Annotated in this window: 21 protein-coding genes and 1 other RNA gene; 16 read left to right on the top strand and 6 right to left on the bottom strand. The window is 32.0% G+C overall.

The window, feature by feature from the left end; translation table 11 throughout:
• The 7 genes from aspS to ACL_RS04040 are packed head-to-tail and all read left to right on the top strand — an operon-like array spanning position 1 to position 5,385.
• Positions 1-1,704 carry an aspartate--tRNA ligase gene (aspS, locus tag ACL_RS04070; protein WP_012242768.1) on the top strand — a complete coding sequence of 568 codons (1,704 nt, stop codon included), beginning with the start codon at positions 1-3 and terminating at the stop codon, positions 1,702-1,704.
• Positions 1,701-2,198 (top strand): peptide-methionine (S)-S-oxide reductase MsrA, encoded by a 498-nt coding sequence (msrA, locus tag ACL_RS04065; protein WP_012242767.1) that lies wholly within the window; start codon positions 1,701-1,703, stop codon positions 2,196-2,198. Before aspS ends, msrA begins: the two co-directional genes overlap by 4 nt.
• Positions 2,195-2,671 (top strand): deoxycytidylate deaminase, encoded by a 477-nt coding sequence (locus ACL_RS04060; protein ID WP_012242766.1) that lies wholly within the window; start codon positions 2,195-2,197, stop codon positions 2,669-2,671. Before msrA ends, ACL_RS04060 begins: the two co-directional genes overlap by 4 nt.
• Complete coding sequence (locus ACL_RS04055; protein WP_041634064.1) at positions 2,655-3,635, top strand: S16 family serine protease; 981 nt, start codon at positions 2,655-2,657, stop codon at positions 3,633-3,635. The genes ACL_RS04060 and ACL_RS04055 overlap by 17 nt, the downstream gene beginning before the upstream one ends.
• Positions 3,619-4,002 (top strand): hypothetical protein, encoded by a 384-nt coding sequence (locus ACL_RS04050; protein WP_012242764.1) that lies wholly within the window; start codon positions 3,619-3,621, stop codon positions 4,000-4,002. Before ACL_RS04055 ends, ACL_RS04050 begins: the two co-directional genes overlap by 17 nt.
• A 2-nt stretch (positions 4,003-4,004) precedes the next feature.
• On the top strand, positions 4,005-4,502 hold the full coding sequence (gene lspA / locus ACL_RS04045) for a signal peptidase II (protein WP_012242763.1): 498 nt from the start codon (positions 4,005-4,007) through the stop codon (positions 4,500-4,502).
• Positions 4,492-5,385: an RluA family pseudouridine synthase gene (locus ACL_RS04040; RefSeq protein WP_012242762.1), complete on the top strand. Its 894-nt coding sequence runs from the start codon at positions 4,492-4,494 to the stop codon at positions 5,383-5,385. The genes lspA and ACL_RS04040 overlap by 11 nt, the downstream gene beginning before the upstream one ends.
• Here the strand turns inward: ACL_RS04040 and rnhC are convergent.
• Positions 5,377-6,234 carry a ribonuclease HIII gene (rnhC, locus tag ACL_RS04035; protein WP_012242760.1) on the bottom strand — a complete coding sequence of 286 codons (858 nt, stop codon included), beginning with the start codon at positions 6,232-6,234 and terminating at the stop codon, positions 5,377-5,379. The genes ACL_RS04040 and rnhC overlap by 9 nt on opposite strands.
• A 59-nt stretch (positions 6,235-6,293) precedes the next feature.
• Between rnhC and ACL_RS04030 the strand changes: the two genes are divergently transcribed.
• The 9 genes from ACL_RS04030 to rnpB all read left to right on the top strand — a co-directional run bounded on the left by ACL_RS04030 (position 6,294) and on the right by rnpB (position 14,743).
• The gene (locus tag ACL_RS04030) at positions 6,294-8,594 is read left to right on the top strand and encodes an endonuclease MutS2 (RefSeq protein ID WP_012242759.1); all 2,301 of its coding nucleotides are present in this window, start codon (positions 6,294-6,296) and stop codon (positions 8,592-8,594) included.
• 77 nt (positions 8,595-8,671) lie between these two features.
• Positions 8,672-8,980 (top strand): thioredoxin, encoded by a 309-nt coding sequence (gene trxA, locus ACL_RS04025; protein ID WP_012242758.1) that lies wholly within the window; start codon positions 8,672-8,674, stop codon positions 8,978-8,980.
• A 66-nt stretch (positions 8,981-9,046) separates the two neighbouring features.
• A complete protein-coding gene (gene truB, locus ACL_RS04020) occupies positions 9,047-9,886 on the top strand; it encodes a tRNA pseudouridine(55) synthase TruB (RefSeq protein ID WP_012242757.1) in 840 nt (279 codons plus the stop codon).
• 15 nt (positions 9,887-9,901) lie between these two features.
• Positions 9,902-10,795, top strand: a complete 894-nt coding sequence (locus ACL_RS04015) for a bifunctional riboflavin kinase/FAD synthetase (protein WP_012242756.1) — start codon at positions 9,902-9,904, stop codon at positions 10,793-10,795.
• 39 nt (positions 10,796-10,834) lie between these two features.
• On the top strand, positions 10,835-11,158 hold the full coding sequence (locus tag ACL_RS04010; RefSeq protein WP_012242755.1) for a cyclic-di-AMP receptor: 324 nt from the start codon (positions 10,835-10,837) through the stop codon (positions 11,156-11,158).
• Between the two features lie 154 nt (positions 11,159-11,312).
• Positions 11,313-11,582, top strand: coding sequence for a 30S ribosomal protein S15 (rpsO, locus tag ACL_RS04005; RefSeq protein WP_012242754.1), 270 nt, complete (start codon positions 11,313-11,315; stop codon positions 11,580-11,582).
• A gap of 149 nt (positions 11,583-11,731) precedes the next feature.
• A complete protein-coding gene (locus ACL_RS04000; protein ID WP_012242753.1) occupies positions 11,732-13,879 on the top strand; it encodes a polyribonucleotide nucleotidyltransferase in 2,148 nt (715 codons plus the stop codon).
• 145 nt (positions 13,880-14,024) lie between these two features.
• Positions 14,025-14,318 carry an integral membrane protein gene (locus ACL_RS03995; RefSeq protein WP_012242752.1) on the top strand — a complete coding sequence of 98 codons (294 nt, stop codon included), beginning with the start codon at positions 14,025-14,027 and terminating at the stop codon, positions 14,316-14,318.
• A 69-nt stretch (positions 14,319-14,387) separates the two neighbouring features.
• Positions 14,388-14,743, top strand: an RNA gene (rnpB, locus tag ACL_RS07415) — RNase P RNA component class B.
• Positions 14,744-14,792: 49 nt separating this feature from the next.
• Here the strand turns inward: rnpB and ACL_RS03990 are convergent.
• The 5 genes from ACL_RS03990 to ACL_RS03975 form a co-directional block, all read right to left on the bottom strand.
• Positions 14,793-15,284: a glycerophosphodiester phosphodiesterase gene (locus ACL_RS03990; protein ID WP_337998345.1), complete on the bottom strand. Its 492-nt coding sequence runs from the start codon at positions 15,282-15,284 to the stop codon at positions 14,793-14,795.
• Between the two features lie 49 nt (positions 15,285-15,333).
• On the bottom strand, positions 15,334-15,486 hold the full coding sequence (locus ACL_RS07565; RefSeq protein WP_158298326.1) for a glycerophosphodiester phosphodiesterase family protein: 153 nt from the start codon (positions 15,484-15,486) through the stop codon (positions 15,334-15,336).
• Between the two features lie 80 nt (positions 15,487-15,566).
• Complete coding sequence (locus ACL_RS03985; RefSeq protein ID WP_041634055.1) at positions 15,567-18,308, bottom strand: calcium-translocating P-type ATPase, PMCA-type; 2,742 nt, start codon at positions 18,306-18,308, stop codon at positions 15,567-15,569.
• Positions 18,309-18,489: 181 nt separating this feature from the next.
• Positions 18,490-19,401, bottom strand: coding sequence for a pseudouridine-5'-phosphate glycosidase (locus ACL_RS03980; RefSeq protein ID WP_012242748.1), 912 nt, complete (start codon positions 19,399-19,401; stop codon positions 18,490-18,492).
• A gap of 13 nt (positions 19,402-19,414) precedes the next feature.
• On the bottom strand, positions 19,415-19,921 hold the full coding sequence (locus ACL_RS03975) for a peptidylprolyl isomerase (protein WP_012242747.1): 507 nt from the start codon (positions 19,919-19,921) through the stop codon (positions 19,415-19,417).
• Positions 19,922-19,959 lie beyond the last annotated feature (38 nt).

Genomic DNA, 19,959 nt, shown 5'->3' with positions numbered 1-19,959 from the left:
ATGAGTACATATAGCCATCATAATAATGAATTAACAATTAAAAATTTAAATGAAACCGTCTTTTTAAAAGGATGGGTTTCTAAGGTTAGAAACTTAGGCGGACTTATCTTTATGGACCTAAGAGACCAATATGGTATTACTCAATTAGTTGTAAGACCAAATACTGCACTCTATGAGCGTGCAAGTCAAGTAAGATCAGAATATGTCGTTGAAGTTAAAGGTATTGTTATTGAACGTGAATCTAAAAATAAATTCATGACAACAGGTGATATTGAAATTGACGTTACTGAACTCAATATTTTAAATACAGCAATGACAACACCGATTACTATTTCAGAACAAGATAATATCTCTGAAGAAGTTCGATTAAAATATCGCTATTTAGATTTAAGAAAACCAACATCTAAAAACTATTTATTACAAAGAAGTAAAATCACTCAAAGTATTAGAAATTCTTTACTTAATAATAACTTTTTAGAATTAGAAACACCATACTTAGTGAAAACAACACCAGAAGGTGCTAAGGAGTTTATTGTACCTTCAAGACTTTATCATGGTGAAGGTTATGCACTTGCACAATCTCCTCAAATGTTTAAACAATTATATATGGTATCTGGCTTTGAAAAATACTTCCAATTTGCTAGATGTTTTAGAGATGAAGACTTAAGAGCTGACCGTCAATTAGAGTTTACTCAAATTGACATTGAAGCATCATTTATTACTCAAGAAGATATTATGAAGCTTGGTGAAGAAATGATGTCAAATATGTTTAAAGACATCTTAGGTAAAGAACTAAAACTGCCAATAGCACGACTAACATATCAAGATGCTTTTGATATGTACGGATCTGATAAACCAGACTTAAGATATGAATTAAAAATTGAAGACTTAACTGATAAACTAAGCACTTATCATGTACCATTATTTGAGTCTAAAGCGTCTTTAAGAGGCTTTACCTTACCAAATAATGCATTATTTACACGTAAATACTTCGATAAATTAACAGAAATTGTTAAGAAAAACCATGGAGATACACTAGCATATGTGAAACATGAAGGTGGTCAATTAAGTGGTTCAGTGTCTAAATTCTTTGATGAAAATGTAGTTGCTGATGGTTACACATTATTTATTGTGCCAGGTACTTATGAAGGTGCAACCAATGCATGTGGTGCCTTAAGAAAAGAATTAGCTAAAGATTTAGGTTATATCGATGAAACTTTAGAAAGTTTAGTATGGATTGTTGACTTCCCGCTATTTGAATATAGTGAAGAAGATCAAAGATTATATGCTAGACACCATCCGTTTACAGCACCTAAAGATTTAGAAGATTTCAGAAACAATCCAAAAGATACATTAGCTAAAGCTTATGACCTTGTATGGAATGGTTATGAAGTTGGTGGTGGATCCATGCGTATTTATAACCAAGAAGTTCAAAATGAAATGTTTGAAAAATTAGGATTTACGCAAGAAGAAATCAGAAATAAATTTGGATTTTTCATTGATGCATTAAAATATGGAACACCGCCACATGGTGGTATTGCATTTGGATTAGATAGAATTGTAATGCTTGCAACTAAGACAGATAATATTAGAGACGTTATTGCGTTTCCTAAGACACAATCTGCAAGAGATATTATGATGGAATCTCCAAGTCCAATTGATAAACTTCAATTAGAAGACTTAGGTTTGAAGGTGATTAAATGAAAACATTAATTTTAGCAGGTGGATGTTTTTGGGGTGTTGATGCTTATTTTAGACAACTTAAAGGTGTCGTAGATACAAAATCAGGCTATGCAAATGGGAATAAAGAAAATCCAACATACACAGAAGTATGTAATGGTGTTGCAACCCATGCAGAAGCTGTGAAAATTACATATGACCCAAAAGGTATTTCACTAGATCAATTACTAGAGCACTTTTTTAGAATTGTGGAACCAACATCATTAAACCGACAAGGTAATGATGTTGGTATTCAATACCGTAGTGGCATTTACTATGAAGATTTAGAAACTAAAGCAACTGCTGATGCTTATATCGTAAAAGAGCAACAAAAATATAAAGAAAAAATTGTGGTTCAAGTAGAACCATTAACTCAATTTTTCTTAGCTGAAGACTATCATCAAGATTACCTAGAAAAAAATCCAACGGGTTATTGCCATATTGATTTAGGACTAGCAAAGGCAGATGAAGTCAAATGAAAAATCAAAACTACATCTCCTGGGACCAATATTTTATGGGTGTTGCAAAACTATCCGCTCTAAGATCAAAAGATCCAAATACTCAAGTAGGTGCTTGTATTATTAATCCGGATAGACGTATTGTTGCAATCGGATATAATGGCTTACCAATGGGTTTATCAGATGATGAAGATTTTTGGCAAAAAAATGAGGACTACTCAAAATCAAAATATGCATATGTCGTGCATGCAGAGGCTAATGCAATTTTAAATGCAACAACTAGTCTTAAAGATGCAACCCTATATGTCACGTTATTTCCATGTAATGAATGTATGAAACTACTTGTACAAGCAGGTGTTAAAGAAATTGTTTACATGTCAGATAAGGATAAAGGTAAAGAAAGTCATATTGCATCAACAACAATGATGAAAAAAGCAGGTATCAAAGCAAGACAAATTCAATTGGAGACAATCGTACTTGAAACAGACAAGTAAATTAAAAACACTATTTCACAGTGTCATATTTGCATATATTTACTTAATGATTGCCTTAGTTATACCAACTAATTATAGTGTGACAGCACCAAATAAGTCACGTTCAACAAATACCATGGTTAGCATTGAAGGCAAAAATCAAACACCACATTTAAAGTCGGTGTCTGTTTTAACCATGTCAAGGATTACCGGATTTGCTCGTATGCTTTATGAGATGAACCCTCAGTTTGAAGTAGAACCACTACAATATGCTGAATCAGTACTATCTCCTTATGAGAATCATCTTCGAGGCATCATTCAAAAAGAAGCATCATTTGAGCAATCTTTAATTACTGCATACACATTAGCACATGAGACTAACGCTAGTATAACTATTGATTACGATTTAATTGGTATGATAATTGACTTTAGATCGCCTGAATACAATACATTAAAAATTGGTGATATCATCACAGATATTGATGATAATAACTTTACTGATTATGAAACAATGGGGATGTATTTTATTCTTAATGAAGGTGACTTTAAACTCGATGTGCTTAGAGATGATAAACATTTAGAGATTACAATTAATAAAACAAACGATGCGATATTTAGGTTTTATCCAAAATATCAAATTAATCAAGCATCACCACAGTATAGTCTGCCTGGCATGGACACCAATCTAACTGGTCCATCTGCGGGTATGATGTATACCTTAAGTATTTATTTTGCTTTAATCGATTATGATGCGATTAATGTGGATATTGTTGGAACTGGAACAATTAGATATAATCATGAAATCGGTCCTATTGGTGGATTAGTTCAAAAAATATATGGTGCACAAAAAGAAGGTATCAAACACTTCCTAGTACCTGCAGTGCATTACGATGAAGTGAAGAACTTATCACACTTAATTAATATCTATCCAGTAGCCACAATTGAAGAAGCAATCGAGGTTATAACCAATGAAATACTTAACTAAATTATGGAATCAATCTAAGGTAGTTAGATACCGATTAGATGATCTTACAACAATCAAGTCAACATTTTTAAGCGTTTTAGGTAGTTTAATCATAACTACCTTATTGCTTTTACCGGTTTACCTCATATGCGTCCAATTATTTATGTTTGTTGAATTACAATTGCTATTAATTATTTTATTATTCATATTATCTGTAATTGCTGTGTTCATCTATGAATATTTAATGTATTATATACATGGGTTGTTTGAACTAAAAATCAAATCATTGAATACAAAATCATTAGTTATTGTCGAAGGTAGCATCATGAGTGCATTACTTGTGGTTGTGGGTGTTATTTTTGTATTAATATTTTTACAAGGAGCTTAAACATGATTTTATCGTATATCATTATGGCAGTACTTATCTTAGTAGATGTCATACTTAAACAAATATTTTCAAATATGTATGCAGCTGGAAGTATTGTATCTGTAATAGATAATACGCTATATGTAGGCTATGTACAAAATACTGGAGCCTCCTTTGGGTTACTTCAAGGACAACAATTTTTATTTTTCATCATTACCTTGTTTGCTTTAGTATTATTTGGATATTTTTTCTCAAAATCAGATTGGAAAACAAAGAAAGTTTATACGATTGCTTTTATATTACTGATTAGTGGTACATTAGGCAATGCAATCGACCGCGTATTATTTGGTTATGTCATTGACTATGTTCAAATGCCATTTCTTCCAATTGTGGGTGGAACAATATTCAATTTTGCAGACGTACTATTAAATGCTGGTGTTGTTTTACTACTGATTGATATATTAATACTAGACACACTAAGACAGAAAAAGATAAAGAAGGATACACAAAATGAAATTTAAAATTACAGAACAAACAGATAGTCGTCTTGACCACTTCTTAGTAGCATCAACTGAGCTTAATAGAAGTCAAATTACTACACTTATCAAAGATGGTCTTGTCATGGTTAATGGTTTAACTACTAAAGCTGGTTATAAGCTGAAAAATAGTGATGAAATTACTCTAAACCTTGAGGCTAAAGAAGAAACAAATCCACTAAAACCTAAAAATATCGATTTAAATATCGTTTATGAAGATGATGATATTATGGTTATTAATAAACCTAAAGGATTGGTGGTTCACCCTTCTGAAACCTTTAGTGAAACAACCTTAGTGTCTGGTTTGTTACACCACACAGATACACTATCTACACACAATGATGACCCTTTAAGACCAGGTATCCTACATCGCATTGATAAAGATACATCAGGCCTTATATTGGTTGCTAAAACTAACGAAGCACACAAAATATTAGCCCAAGATTTAAAATCACATGACATCAAACGTGAATATATTGCACTTGTTGAAGGTGTTTTAGATCATAATAAAGGTGTGATTGATGCACCAATTGCAAGACATCCCAAAATTCGTACAAAAATGGCTGTTGTAGCAACAGGTAAACCAGCAATTACACACTTTGAAGTGATGAGAACATTTAGAGATCATACATTACTTCATTGTAAATTAGAAACAGGTAGAACACATCAAATACGTGTTCATTTAGCATATATTAAACATCCAGTTACTGGAGATCCGTTATATGGTACAAAAGCTAAAATATTAAAAGATGGTCAGTTATTACATGCATTTAGATTAGAATTTGTGCATCCAATAACAAAAAAAGTAATGATGCTTGAAGCACCATTACCACCTGAATTTGAAAGTTATCTAGTTACCTTAGGTTAAATTTTGTTTTGTGACATTCTTAAAGTTCATCTTGGCTATTTTATTTAGCCCATCTAAACCATGCGTGTCATATATTTCTTTAATTTGAACATCGACTTCTTTACTAGCACCAAGTTTTAATTTCATATTTAATTTCTTGGAGTATTGATGCATTTTAACTAAGAATGCATAACGTGCAATAATTGAAGCAGCAGCTACACTTAAATGTACAGACTCTGCTTTGGTGTAAAACTCAACATCACGGTACACTAACTTTTCATCCTTTAGGTAGTTAAAGTAATGTGTTGGTAAACAAAATTGATCTAAAATTACAGGCACTGCAGCTTCAACTTTTGAAGTTGTCTTAATAATCATATGATTATGTAAGAGCGCTTTAATTTTGTTTAAGTTCAAACCCTTCTGAGTTTGTTCATTAAACTTCTCGGGGGTTAATATCACAATAGAGTGTGTTAATCGATTTGCAATGACAGGACCTAGTTTAACGATTTCTTTATTAGTCATAGATTTAGAATCTTTAACACCTAGTTTTTCTAGGAATTCGATATCTTCAATAGAGGCATATGCACTACATACAACCACTGGACCTAAAGCATCACCTGTACCAACTTCATCAGAACCGATTGCAGCATAATTAGTTATATTTAAAAAAGATTTAATTGCTACTAATTCAGGATTAATTTCTTCACCTTGAAGTACAACTTTACCTGATTTAAATGCACTAATACGTGTATCATTATGATGAGCAACAAAAAAAACATATGGCTGCTCCACTTTTAATAAATAATTGCTATAAAATTGTTTAAGCAAAACTAGCTGGTCGCTAGATAAGCTAATTGTATAATTTCTCAATAATCTTCACCTACTGAGTCATATTATACCATAAAAAGTGTGAAATAAGGAGTTTTTAAATGTATTCGACAAAAGCATTAGAATTTAATTTAATATTAGACAAAATACAAGACTACGCCTATTCAAAGGCCGCAGTAACCGCTATCAAGGATACTTTACCTTATAATCAAATAGATGAAGTCTCTTTAAATTTACACAAATCCTTTGAGTTGAAACAAATGATTCATACTTATGGTCGATTACCATTTGTAAAAGGTTTTGATATTTATCTGTTAATTACGAATTTAGATAAACTAGATTTCTTAAGCATAGCTGATTTTCTTATGATTAGACGCTTTATTCACATGGAAAAATCTTTAGAAAACTATTTTAAATCCATTGATCCAATCCATATCAAACATCTAGAATGGATAAAGACTTTTAAACATTCAAAATCACAACTTCAACATATAGATGAAATCATTAAAGATGATGAAACTATTTATGATAATGCTTCAAGTACGCTAAAGTCCATTAGACATGACTTAAAGTCTAAAGAAAGACAACTTGATAAATTATTAGGTGAAGTCCTAACACGTTATCAAAGTTATTTAAACGAGTCTATTATTGTAATGCGTAATGGACGTTACGCTATTCCAATTAAAGAGGGTTATAAAAATAAAGTTAAGGGTGTGATACATGATGTATCTGCCTCTAAACAAACAGTGTATATCGAACCAGAAGATATTAGACAAGTTACACAAGATATTGAATATTTAAAGAGTCTTGAAGAACAAGAAATAATTCAAATATCTATCGCGTTAACTAAAAAGTTAAAACCATTTAGCACTGAATTTATAAGTCATTTAGATATCTTGGTAGAACTAGATGTATTACACGCAAAAACCCTTTATGCGATAGAAATTGATGCAACCCTACCAAATCTAAATAGTGATGGGAACATTCACTTAATCGATGCTAGACATCCATTAATTGCTAAAGAAACTGTTGTACCTATTGAAATTAGTATTAGTAATGATCGTAATGTATTAATGATTACTGGTCCAAATACTGGAGGTAAAACAGTAGCACTAAAAACCTTAGGGTTATTTACTTTAATGATGCAATCAGGTATTTTAGTACCATTAAACAAAAACAGTCAGATGAGTGTCTTTGATCAAATATTTGCAGATATTGGTGATGAACAATCTATTCAACAATCCTTATCAACCTTTTCATCTCATTTAACAAAAATCAAAAATATGTTTGATAAGTTAAAAGGAAGAGCACTTATTTTACTAGATGAGTTAGGTAGTGGTACAGACCCAATTGAAGGGGTATCACTGGCTATTGCGATCATTGACGACCTCAAATCAAATAAAGACAACCGTATTATACTTACAACCCATTATTCTGAGTTAAAACTTTATGCATATGAACACGATGATATTTATACTGCAAGTGTTGCTTTTGATGAGGTGAGTTTAAAACCTTTATATAAAATACACTTAGGTATTGCAGGTTCATCACATGCATTAAAAATTGCCGATAGATTAGGCTTACCTAAACGAATTATTAATGAAGCTGAAACACTGTTAAGTGGTAGACAAACGAACCTTGGTAAAAATATTGAAAAACTAAATAAAGAACAAGCTTTATTGGAACAAGAAAAAGAAGTACTTGAAGAAAAGTCAGAGGCACTTGATAAAGAAATTAAGATGTATCAAGATAAGATTAGAACGTTTGAAAAAGAGCGCGATCAAATGCTTCAAGATATTAAATTTAAAGCAACTAAAGAATATGACAAATTAAAACAAGAAGCCTTAGAAGTCATTGATAAATTATCTAAAGTAGATAAATTATCAACACCAGATGCGGCTAAACTTAAAGGTGACTTAAACAAAACAGTTAAAAAAGAAACTAAGGTTAAGCTTGAACCACTTAAGATAGGTGATCATGTCTTAGTGACTAATTATGGCCAAGATGGTGTCATCACCAAAATCAACAAAGATGAGTATGTCGTATCTGTTGGCTTATTTGAATTACCCTTTAAACGTCATGAACTATCAAAGATGGTTGTTAAACCTAAGAAACAAGAAAAAGTCCAAACAAAATATAGTGGATCAAACCCTTCTAAAGCACCTACTTTTGAACTTGATTTAAGAGGTGTACGCTTTGAAGAAGTTAAAGAACTTATGGATAAGGCGATAGATGATGCATTATTGTCCAATACACCTTATATTAGAGTGATTCATGGTTTTGGTACTGGTGCAGTTAGAAAAGCCGTTTATGACTATATTAAGAAGTCTAGATACATAAAATCCCATAGATATGGGCAAGAAGGCGAAGGTTTAAATGGTGTTACTGTGATAACACTTTAACCCTTAGCCATATTCTTTGATTATTTAACCTAAAGAAGTTATAATATAATTACAATCAAAATTAGGAGGCATTTTAAATGCAACAATATAAAGGTGAAGATTTTAAAGGTCTAGTGAGTAAAGATGGCCTTGTTTTAGTAGACTTTTTTGCTACATGGTGTGGACCTTGTAAAATGTTAATGCCTGTTTTAGAACAAATTAGCACTGAAAACGTTGGAGCACAATTGATTAAACTAGATATCGACGAATACAGAAAAGAAGCAATTGATAATGGTATTCGCGCTGTACCGACACTTGTATTATTTAAAGATGGTAAAGAAGTATCTAGAGCATCAGGTTATCAACCAAGAGAAAAAATTCTATCTTGGATAGAAGAACATAAATAAGAAGTAAGGCTTGTAATAAAGCCTTTTTTCTTGTGTTATAATAAATATATAAAAAGTAGGATGTATATGAACGGTATATTTTTAGTCAATAAAAAAGCTGGGCTAACCAGCCATGATATTGTTTATCAAATTAGAAAGAAATTTAATATTAAAAAAGTAGGACATACAGGAACACTAGATCCTTTTGCTACCGGTTTATTAATTATTTTAGTCGGTAAAGCAACAAAGTTAGCCTTTCTATTTGATGAGCTTGATAAGCAATATGATGGTACCATTGTACTTGGTAAATCATATGATACAGATGACACCACAGGCGAAGTCATAAATGAAGCACCTGTATCATTTACAGAAGATGATTTAAAAGCTATTTTAAACCGTATAGTGCCTACTTATAAGCAAATACCTCCTAGCTATTCAGCAATCAAGAAAGCTGGTGTTAAAGCCTATGAGGCTGCAAGAAGTGGTAAGCCACTAGATCTTCCTGCTAGAGAAGTAAGTATTTATAATTTTACTTATCAAATAAATAAACAAACAATAGATTTTTCTACACATGTATCTAAGGGTACATACATTCGAAGTATCGCAAGAGATATCGGATTAGGATTAAATACCTTTGGTGCACTGTCGGTCTTAAATAGAACAAACATTGATGCATATAGCCAAAATATGTCAAAGACAGTTGAAGATACGGAACTACCTGACTTAATTGATCACGCTTTATTGTTTGAAGGTGTTAAGAAAATAGTCTTAAATGACTACTTAATTAAACTTGTTAAAAATGGTGTTGTATTAGATGAACGTCAAACCACCTTAAATGAACCATTTATTGTACAAGATGAAATGGGTAACTACATTGCATACTACGTACCTGATAATCAACAGTATAAATTGAAATATCTATTTTAAAAGGAAGTGCATGAGATGAAAACAATACACACTACATATGAATCCATAAAAAATAATGAACCCATTACATTAACCATTGGTAATTTTGATGGGCTACATATAGGACATCAAAATCTTATTGAAAAGGTGAAAAAATTTAGTGACACTAAAAGTGCTGTCATGACATTTTTCCCTCATCCAATGAGTGTAATTACCAATAAAGAACTACCCATTCTAATGGATATATCTGATAAAGAACGTGCACTTAAAATGATGCATGTTGATATATTTATGGTTGTTGAATTTACAAAAGCATTCTCAAAATTAGAAAAGCTAGAATTTATAGAATGGTTAAAGTCACTTCAAGTCAAACGTATTGTTGTCGGTCGTGATTTCAAGTTTGGTCATAAAGGATCTGGAAGTGTTGATGATTTAAAACAACATTTTGAAGTACTTGTTGTAGAAGATTTACTTTATAAGGATACACGTGTTTCTACAACCTATATTAAGTTATTACTCGAGCAAGGTGATATGAAACTTGCTAGAAAACTACTTAATAAAAGTTATAGCATCCATGGTGAGGTCATTCATGGTGATAAGGTTGGTAAAATGATAGGGTATCCAACCGCTAATATAGACTATAAGAATCATTTTTTACCTAAGATAGGTGTATATGCTGTAATAGTAGAAATAGGTGATAAAACCTATTTAGGATGCGCCAATTTAGGTCATAACCCAACAATCAACTACTCAACAACAAGAAGATTAGAAGTGTTTATCATGGATTATGATGGTAATTTATATGAAAAAGAAATTACTGTTTCATTTGAATATTATTTAAGAGATGAAATCAAATATGATAAAGTAGAAGCGATGTTAGAACAAATCAAAAAAGATGTAGAACAAACTTACAACTTATTAAAAAAATAAAAATATGATAAAATATGATTAATAGAGGAGGTATCATCTATGAAAATGGTTATAGCTGTTGTGTCCAATGATGATGCAAACAGAGTTCAAAAAGGTTTAGTTAAAGAGAGAATATTCGCAACTAGATTGTCAACTAAGGGTGGATTCCTTCGTGAAGGAAATGCAACATTCTTAATTGGTGTTAATGATGAAAAGGTACCTGAAGTATTAGACATTATTGAAAAATACTCTAAGACTCGCAGTAAAATTGTACCAAATGCTATCGTTAATGAATTCGGATCATTTAGTACTTTACCAATCGAAGTATCCGTTGGTGGAGCGACTGTGTTCATTTTAAATGTGGACCAATTTATTAAATTATAATGTAATTTATTCCAAAATTAATGCATTTTATCATAAAAAAATAAAAAAATGTTGCAATTATAATTTTATTATGGTATGATTCATTAGGTCGATAGCAAGGACATTGTTAGCCAAAACAAAATCTTTAGCTATACGAGACATAGGAGGAAACATTATGGCACTGACAAAAGACAGTAAAAAAGCAATCGTTGAGAAATTTGCAAGATTCGCTGGCGACACTGGTTCACCAGAAGTACAAGTTGCAATCTTAACTCACGAAATCAATGAGCTAAATGAACATTTACAAACTCATATTCATGATTTCCATTCAAAACGTGGTTTATTCATGAAAATTGGTCGTAGACGTAATTTACTTAAGTACTTAAGAGAACAAGATGCTCAAAGATATGCTGCTTTAATTAATGAACTTGGTTTAAGAAGATAAGAAAAACTCATTTTGAGTTTTTTTTATTTTTATGGATCTAAAATACCATATTCATCGATATATGTGGTGTATTTATAGTGATTAATGTTATAATTAAATGAATTGAAAAAAATGAAAATAATTTCAATATAAAATGAAGGAGATTTTATATGTCTAAACAAGTATTTGAAACAACACTTGCTGGGAAACCACTAAGAGTTGAAGTCGGCGAAATTGCTAAACAAGCAAATGGCGCTGCAATGATTTATTATGGTGACACTGTTGTATTATCAACTGCTGTTGCTAAAGCGAAAGTGGGTCAAACTGACTTTTTCCCACTTATGGTAATTTATGCAGAAAAACAATATGCTGCAGGTAAAATTCCTGGTGGATTCTTCAGAAGAGAAGGTAGACCATCAGAAGTTGAAACATTGACATCAAGATTAATTGATAGACCATTACGTCCATTATTTGACGATGGTTATAGAAATGAAGTTCAAGTTGTGAATACAGTGTTATCATCAGATCCTGAAGCATCAAGCCAAATGGCTGCAATGCTCGGTTCATCGATTGCACTTGAAATTTCAAATATTCCATTCATGGGACCAATCGCTGGTGCACATGTTGGTCGTATTGATGGACAATTCGTATTAAATCCATCTTCAGAACAATTAAATGTATCAGACATCGATTTAATCGTTGCAGGTACAAAAGATGCAATTAACATGGTTGAAGCAGGCGCTAAACAAGTATCTGAAGAAGTTATGTTAGAAGCTATTTTATTTGGTCATGAAGCAATCAAAGAATTATGTGCTTTCCAAGAAACAATTAAAAAAGCTTTTGGAGTTGAAAAAGTAGAACCTGAATTACTAAGTCTTAATCAAGCAATCTTTGATGAAGTATTTGCTTACAAAGGTAAAGAATTAGTTAAAGCTGTTTCACTTGTTGACAAACAAGAACGTTATGATGTAATTGATGCAATCAAAGACGAAGTAGTAGCGCACTTTGAACAAAGAAATTTCTGGATGACAGTAGATGGTAAAGAAGTGCTAGATGCTGATCAAAAGAAAGAATTAATGAATCAAGTTAAAGTTTCTTTAGACAGAATTGTAACTAAAGAAGTTAGACGCCTTATTACTGAAGATAAAGTAAGACCTGATGGCCGTGGTTTAGATGAAATTAGACCACTTGCATCCTCAGTTGATTTATTACCAAGAACTCATGGTTCTGCACTATTTACAAGAGGTCAAACTCAAGCTTTAGGTATAGTCACATTAGGTTCATTAAATGAAAATCAAATTATTGATGGTTTAGAACAAGAAACAGTTACAAAACGCTTCATGTTACATTATAACTTCCCACCATTTTCAGTAGGTGAAACAGGTCGTTATGGTGCACCTGGACGTCGTGAAATTGGTCACGGTGCTTTAGGAGAACGTGCTTTATTACAAGTATTACCTTCTGAAGATGAATTCCCATATGCAATCCGTGTAGTATCTGAAATTACTGAATCTAACGGTTCAAGTTCTCAAGCTACAATTTGTGTAGGCTCTATGGCTTTAATGGCTGCTGGTGTTCCAATTAAAGCGCCAGTTGCAGGTATCGCAATGGGCTTAATCATGGACGGTGAACATTACTCAATTTTAAGTGATATTCAAGGTATGGAAGACCATGAAGGCGATATGGACTTTAAAGTTGCAGGTACTAAAGATGGTATTACTGCACTTCAAATGGATATCAAAATTCAAGGTATTACAACTGAGATTATGAAAGAAGCATTAGAACAAGCTCGTAAGGGTAGACTTCATATTCTTTCACACATGAACACTGTAATTAGTGAAACAAGAACTGAATTAAGTGCATTCGCACCTAAAGTTAAGATGATTCGTATTAATCCAGATAAGATTAGAGACGTTATCGGTGCTGGTGGTAAGATCATTACTCAAATCATTGAAGATCATAACAACGTTAAAATTGATATTGAACAAGATGGTAGAGTATTCATTATGCATACTGACTCTGCATGGTTAAACAAAACTGCTGCTTACATCGAAAGTTTAGTAAGAGAAGCTAAAGTTGGCGAACTATATGAAGCTAAAGTAACACGCTTATTAATGGATAAAGATGGTAAGAAAATTCAAGGTGTATTTGCTGAAATCTTCCCAGGAACTGAAGGATTAGTCCACATTTCTAAATGGGAAAAAGAAAGAACAGAATCTTTAGATGGTAAAGTTAAAGTTGGTGATCAAATCTTAGTTAAAGTTGTTAAGATTGATGAACGTGGACGTGTTGACTTATCAAGAAAAGATGCTTTATAAGATAATAGTTTGATATTAAATATAAATCCTAGCCATATATACTCATACGATATAGGCTAGGATTTTTTTATTATTGAGTAAAAGTAAGCGTTTAAACAAAAAAATCTATTATAATAAATTATTCTTTAAAAAAGGTGGTGTTGTTATGGATGATAATCTACAGTTATACTTAAATATGTTTTTCATTTTTCTTGCAAGTGGTTTGATTAACTTCTGGTTAAGTGGTGTACTTTCAAAAAAGAATAAATGGTTGGTCTTTATCATACCAGGTATAGTTTTAGCTATATCTGTAGCATTTTTGATTCTAGGTATTACAGCCAATGATGATACTGGATGGGCTGCACTAGGCTATTTACTCATCTCTGGTTTTACTTTATTTGTCTTTATTGGTACACTAATTTCATCTATAATTCTCTTCTTTAGACATAAAGTTAAGTAAATTATGATAATACAATGAATTGTTTGACATTTAATCTAAAAGCATATAAAATGTCTATGCATTATGGAGTTAGGAAGGTGACTGAGCGAATCTTTATGATTCGTTAGGAAAGTCCATGCTAGCACACACCTTATGGGTGTGTAGTGTTTGTGCTAAGGGAAACCATAACCTTAGGTATGTTTAATAAACATAACGGCAAACTAGTTATAGCTAAAGTGTTTCACTACGTTATAACTTAAATTAAAGTGCCACAGAGACGAATCTATTTAGAAATAAATAGGGTGAAACGCGGTAAACCCCTCAAGCTAGCAACCCAAATTAGGTAGGGGCACATGATGTGTAGTAATACAACATCGTGCAAGATTTATGTCTTGAGATTAATAGTCACAAAAGAAGAAATTCTTTACAGAACATGGCTTATGCACTAATTCATATGCAAAATAAAACCCACTATTTTATAAGTGGGTTTTATTTTTATATACCGTCTGTTGTAATATAGTCAATACCTAATTTTGCTAAACTTTCCATTAAAACCTTATCATTTACTGTCCATGTACTAATTTTTATATCATTTTTATGTAGTAAATTAATTAAGTCTTTGGTTACCTGACTATGATGTATAGATAAATCAAATCTATGCTTAATTAAAAAATTAAATATGTCTTCATCAAATGTATCTGTTAATATTTGAATATTACATATTTTTAATATGGATTTTAATTGAACTAGGTTTTCTCGATGAAAAGAAATAAAAATGACATGGTCTAAATAATCATGTGCTTCAATCTTTTCAATAAAGAATTTAATTTGATCTAAGCTAAATTTTGGTTTTAGCTCGATGATTGCTTCTTTGTGATAGGTTTTACAAATATCAATGTATGCATCAAGTAAAGGTATTTTATATGTGTCTTTAAGTTTAAGAGTACTAAGCACCTCATAACTTGTCTCATTGATGTTTAAATCGATATTTGCAAGTCTTATTAGATTATCATCATGATGTATGATAGCTACCTGATCAAGGGTTCAGATGAATATCAGTTTCAATGCCAAAAAAAGGTAGCTTTGCAGCCTTTTTAAAACCTTCTAGGGTATTTTCTAATACTTTTGAGGGAAGTCCTCTATGTGCAATAAATTTGGTGTTTGGGTATTTTTTTATCATTGTTTTCATAACTATATTATACGACATATTTATCAATAAAACATAAAAAATAAGGTTACCACTTTACTTTATGGTAACCTTAAACTTTGTTAAGCTAATTTATTTGAGCATCTATTTTGTATGAATTTAACAAGTTCAACAACAACTAATGGAGTAACTGATAAACCTACTACAACTAACCAATCTAACCATTGCCAATGTAATACATCATCTACACCAAAGATATTGTTTGCAATAAATGGAACAAATACAGTGGTCAATTGTAATACTAGACATCCAAAGAATGCATAGATTAAGAATTTATTTGGTTGTAGTTTGAATGTAGAGTGTTTTTCACTTCTAACATTAAACGCATGGAATAATTGTGAAATTGCTAAGACCATGAACCCAATAGTTTGTGCATGTTGTAGTTTATTGCCTTCATCACCAATTAAATAACCAATATAGAATGCTAAGAATGTGATGAAACCAATTAAAACACCTTGCCAAGCAACTTTTTTACCTAATCCATCTGCAAATACACCTTTTGAATTATCTCTTGGTGGTTGGTTCATGACATCTGGTTCTTTAGGTTCTAAACCAAGTGCAATCGCCATAAATGAGTCAGTTACCAAGTTAACCCATAAGATTTGGGCAGCTGTTAATATTTGTAATTGTGGTTCATTTGGGAATAATAGAATACCTATTGTAACGCCTAAGAAGATAGTAATGATTTCACCAATGTTACAAGATAGTAAGAAGTGAATTGCTTTTTTAATGTTGGAAAGAATTGTACGACCTTCTTTGACTGCTGAAACGATAGTAGCAAAATTATCATCAGTTAAAATCATGTCTGCGGCACCTTTAGCAACTTCTGTACCAGTAATACCCATTGCAATACCAATATCAGCGCGTTTGATACTTGGCGCGTCATTGACACCGTCACCAGTCATGGCAACAATCTTACCTGTTGTTTTCCAAGCTGTAACGATACGTACTTTATTTTCAGGAGAAACACGTGCATATACTCTAATTTGAGGAAGTTTTTCGAGGAATTCTTCATCAGACATACGGTCTAGTTCTTTACCTGTGATTGCTAAGTGACCTTGTTCTAGAATCCCTAGATCAGTTGCAATAGCAACCGCTGTATTCTTATGATCACCAGTAATCATGATAGTTATAATACCAGCATTTTTAGTTTCAATAATTGCATCTTTAACTTCAGGTCTTGCTGGGTCAATCATACCGACTAAACCTAGAATAGTTAAATCATTTTCTAAATCATCATGCGTTAATTGTAAGACTTCAGGTTTTTGTTCATATACTTTATAAGCAATAGCTAATACACGTAATGCTTGGTCTGCGAAGTCTTGATTTTGTTGAGTAAATGTATCAATGATTGCAGGTGTAACTTTTTCGATGGAACCATGGTTATTCACATGAGTAGCCTTAGCAAATAAAACATCTGGAGCACCTTTTGTAATAGATACGTATTTACCATCAATTTCATGGACAGTAGTCATTAACTTACGTTCAGAGTCAAATGGAAGTTCATGTACTCTCGGATATGTTTCAAGTACTTTGATTGGGTTATCATGTGTTGCTATAGATAAATCGGTTAATGCAATTTCTGTTGGATCACCAATCTTGATATACTTTTTTTCATCAGATAATTGAACTTTAGTATCATTACATAGGACACCATAATCAATTAACATTTTTAGTTCTTTAGTAGGATTTACAATGTCTGTGACTTTAGTTGTACTATCATATAGATAAGTTTCAGTAATCGTCATGACGTTTTGAGTTAATGTACCAGTCTTATCAGAACAAATAATCGAAGTAGAACCTAATGTTTCAACTGCAGGTAGGGTACGCATGATAGCACGTTGTTTAACTAAGTTTTGCATACCGATTGCTAGAACAATGGTAATAATTGCTGGTAAACCTTCTGGGATAGCTGCAACTGCTAAAGCAATGGATGACATAAATATTTCAATCCAAGCAATATTTTCTACACCAACAGTAAACCAACCTCTTAATATTTGGATAATAAAGATGATTGTAACAACAAATAAAGCAATAATAGCTAGTGTTTTACCAAGTTTAGAAATAGTTTTTTGAAGTGGTGTTAATTCTGTTTCGGTTGTAGATAACATTGTAGCAATTTTACCAATCTCAGTTTGCATACCAGTAGATGTAACAACTGCTAAACCACGACCATAAGTGACAACTGTACTCATGTAACCGATGTTAAATCTATCACCTAATGCAACCTCATCTTGAGAAATTGAATCAATGTTTTTCTCAACTGGAATTGGTTCACCTGTTAATGCAGATTCATCTGTTTTTAGGTTGATGGATTCAATAATTCTAATATCTGCTGGGATATAATCACCTGCATGTAATACAACAATGTCACCAACTACAACATCAGCTACATCGATGATGATTTCTTGACCATCTCGTAAGACAGTCGTGTGTGGGTTAGACATTTTCTTAATAGATTCTAAAGCCTGTTCAGCTTTAGATTCTTGTGCAACACCTAAAATAGCATTAATAATAACGATTGCTATGATAAGCAGACCTTCTGTTAATTCTTCAGGTTTATTTTGAATAATAGCACCAGCGAATGCAACAACAGCAGCAAGGATTAGTACTATAACCATGAAATCTTTAAACTGATCTAAAAGTCTAGCAAATAAACTACGTTTTTTCCCCTCGGCTAGTGCATTTGGACCATTTTCCTCTAATCTTTTTTTAGCTTCAGCGGAACTTAAGCCTTTTAATGATGTCTGATGCTTTTCAAGCACCTCTTCAACATTCATTTGAAATACGGTTTTTTCTTTCATATTTTCTTTCCTTTCTATATAAATAAAGACCATCAAAACCAGAAACTGGTCTTGAAGGTCTCGTTTACAAGTTTTACTTGAAAATTAACCGGGCTGATACTAGCCGTATTGACGATTAATTTTTGGGAACTACTCCCCTTCTCAGTGAATATTTTATCACATAGTGGGTAATAATTCAAACCTAAAGTTTAGAAAATTCAACAGCAATCAATGCTGCAATTTTCGCATTATTGTAGATAAGACCAATATTAGATTCAAGACTTGTTATATCCTTGTTACTATGTAGCATTTTAAGCAAGTATGGTGTTAATTCTTTACCAGTAATTTTATTATCTTTAGCTGATAATATAGCACTTGAAATTGCTTTATCTAAACTGTCTTTATCTATTGCGTAATTTTGAGGTATTGGATTTGCAACGACGATACCACCACTTAAACCCATATTCCATTTTGTATACATGAGTTGTGCAATTTGACTTGCCTCATCTAATTGAAAAGTAGTATTTAAACCAGATGCATTTGAAAAGAATGCAGGAAATTCACTTGTTTTATATCCGATTACTTCAACACCCTTGGTCTCAAGATATTCTAGTGTAAGATCTAAGTCTAGTATGGCTTTAGCCCCAGCTGAGACAACTGCGACCTGTTTTTCAGAAATTTCTTCAAGATCTCTTGAAATATCAAATGTAGCAGCAGCATCCTTATGTACACCACCGATACCACCTGTTGCAAATACTTTGATACCTACCATATCAGCAATAAGGATGGTGGCTGAAACGGTAGTAGCACCACTGTATTTTTTAATAACACAATAAGGTATATCGCGTTTGGATACTTTGAGTACATTAGAAAGTTTTCCTAACGATGTAAGTTCATTTGGATTTAAGCCCACTTTAATACGACCATCTATAATCGCAATTGTCGCAGGTATAGCACCATTTTGTTCAACTATTTTTTCAACATTGAGTGCCGTTTCTACATTTTTAGGATAAGGCATACCATGTGCAATAATCGTAGATTCTAACGCAACAACAGGCTTACCTGATCTTAGGGCATCTAACACTTTTGGATGAATATCAATGAATTGGTTCATAAATTTACCTTCTTTATACGTATTTTACAGGTTCTAAATTTGCCTCATTTTTTAATACAGTAATATGTTTAATCTTGACATCCTTTAAAGGTTGATCATAACCATCTGTTTTAACTGAAGCGATTTTATCAACAATTTCAATCCCTTCAATAACTTTACCAAATGATGCATATTGACCATCTAAGTGTGGTGAATCTTGGTGCATTATAAAGAATTGTGAAGTTGCAGAGTTTTTATCCATTGTTCTTGCCATAGATAAAACACCTCTCGCATGTTTTAAATCATTTTTAAATCCGTTAGATGCAAATTCACCTTTAATTGGCATTTCTCTAGCTTTAGGATTTGCGCCTCCTTGAATCATAAAACCTTTGATGATACGATGGAAAATTAGACCATCATAGAAGTTTTTATTCACATAGTTCATAAAATTAGAGACTGTGTTTGGTGCGATATTTGGATAGAGTTCTACCTTTAAAGTACCAAATTCTTCAATCTCCATTGATAATAGAATTTCTGACATATTTTTTGAGTCCTTTCAAATATTATTAATTTCATTTT

It is taken from the genome of Acholeplasma laidlawii PG-8A (genome assembly GCF_000018785.1).
In the GTDB taxonomy this organism is placed as follows: domain Bacteria; phylum Bacillota_I; class Bacilli_A; order Acholeplasmatales; family Acholeplasmataceae; genus Acholeplasma; species Acholeplasma laidlawii.
Note: the sequence above shows the minus strand (reverse complement) of the source record. Positions and strands in the feature narration are given on the sequence as shown.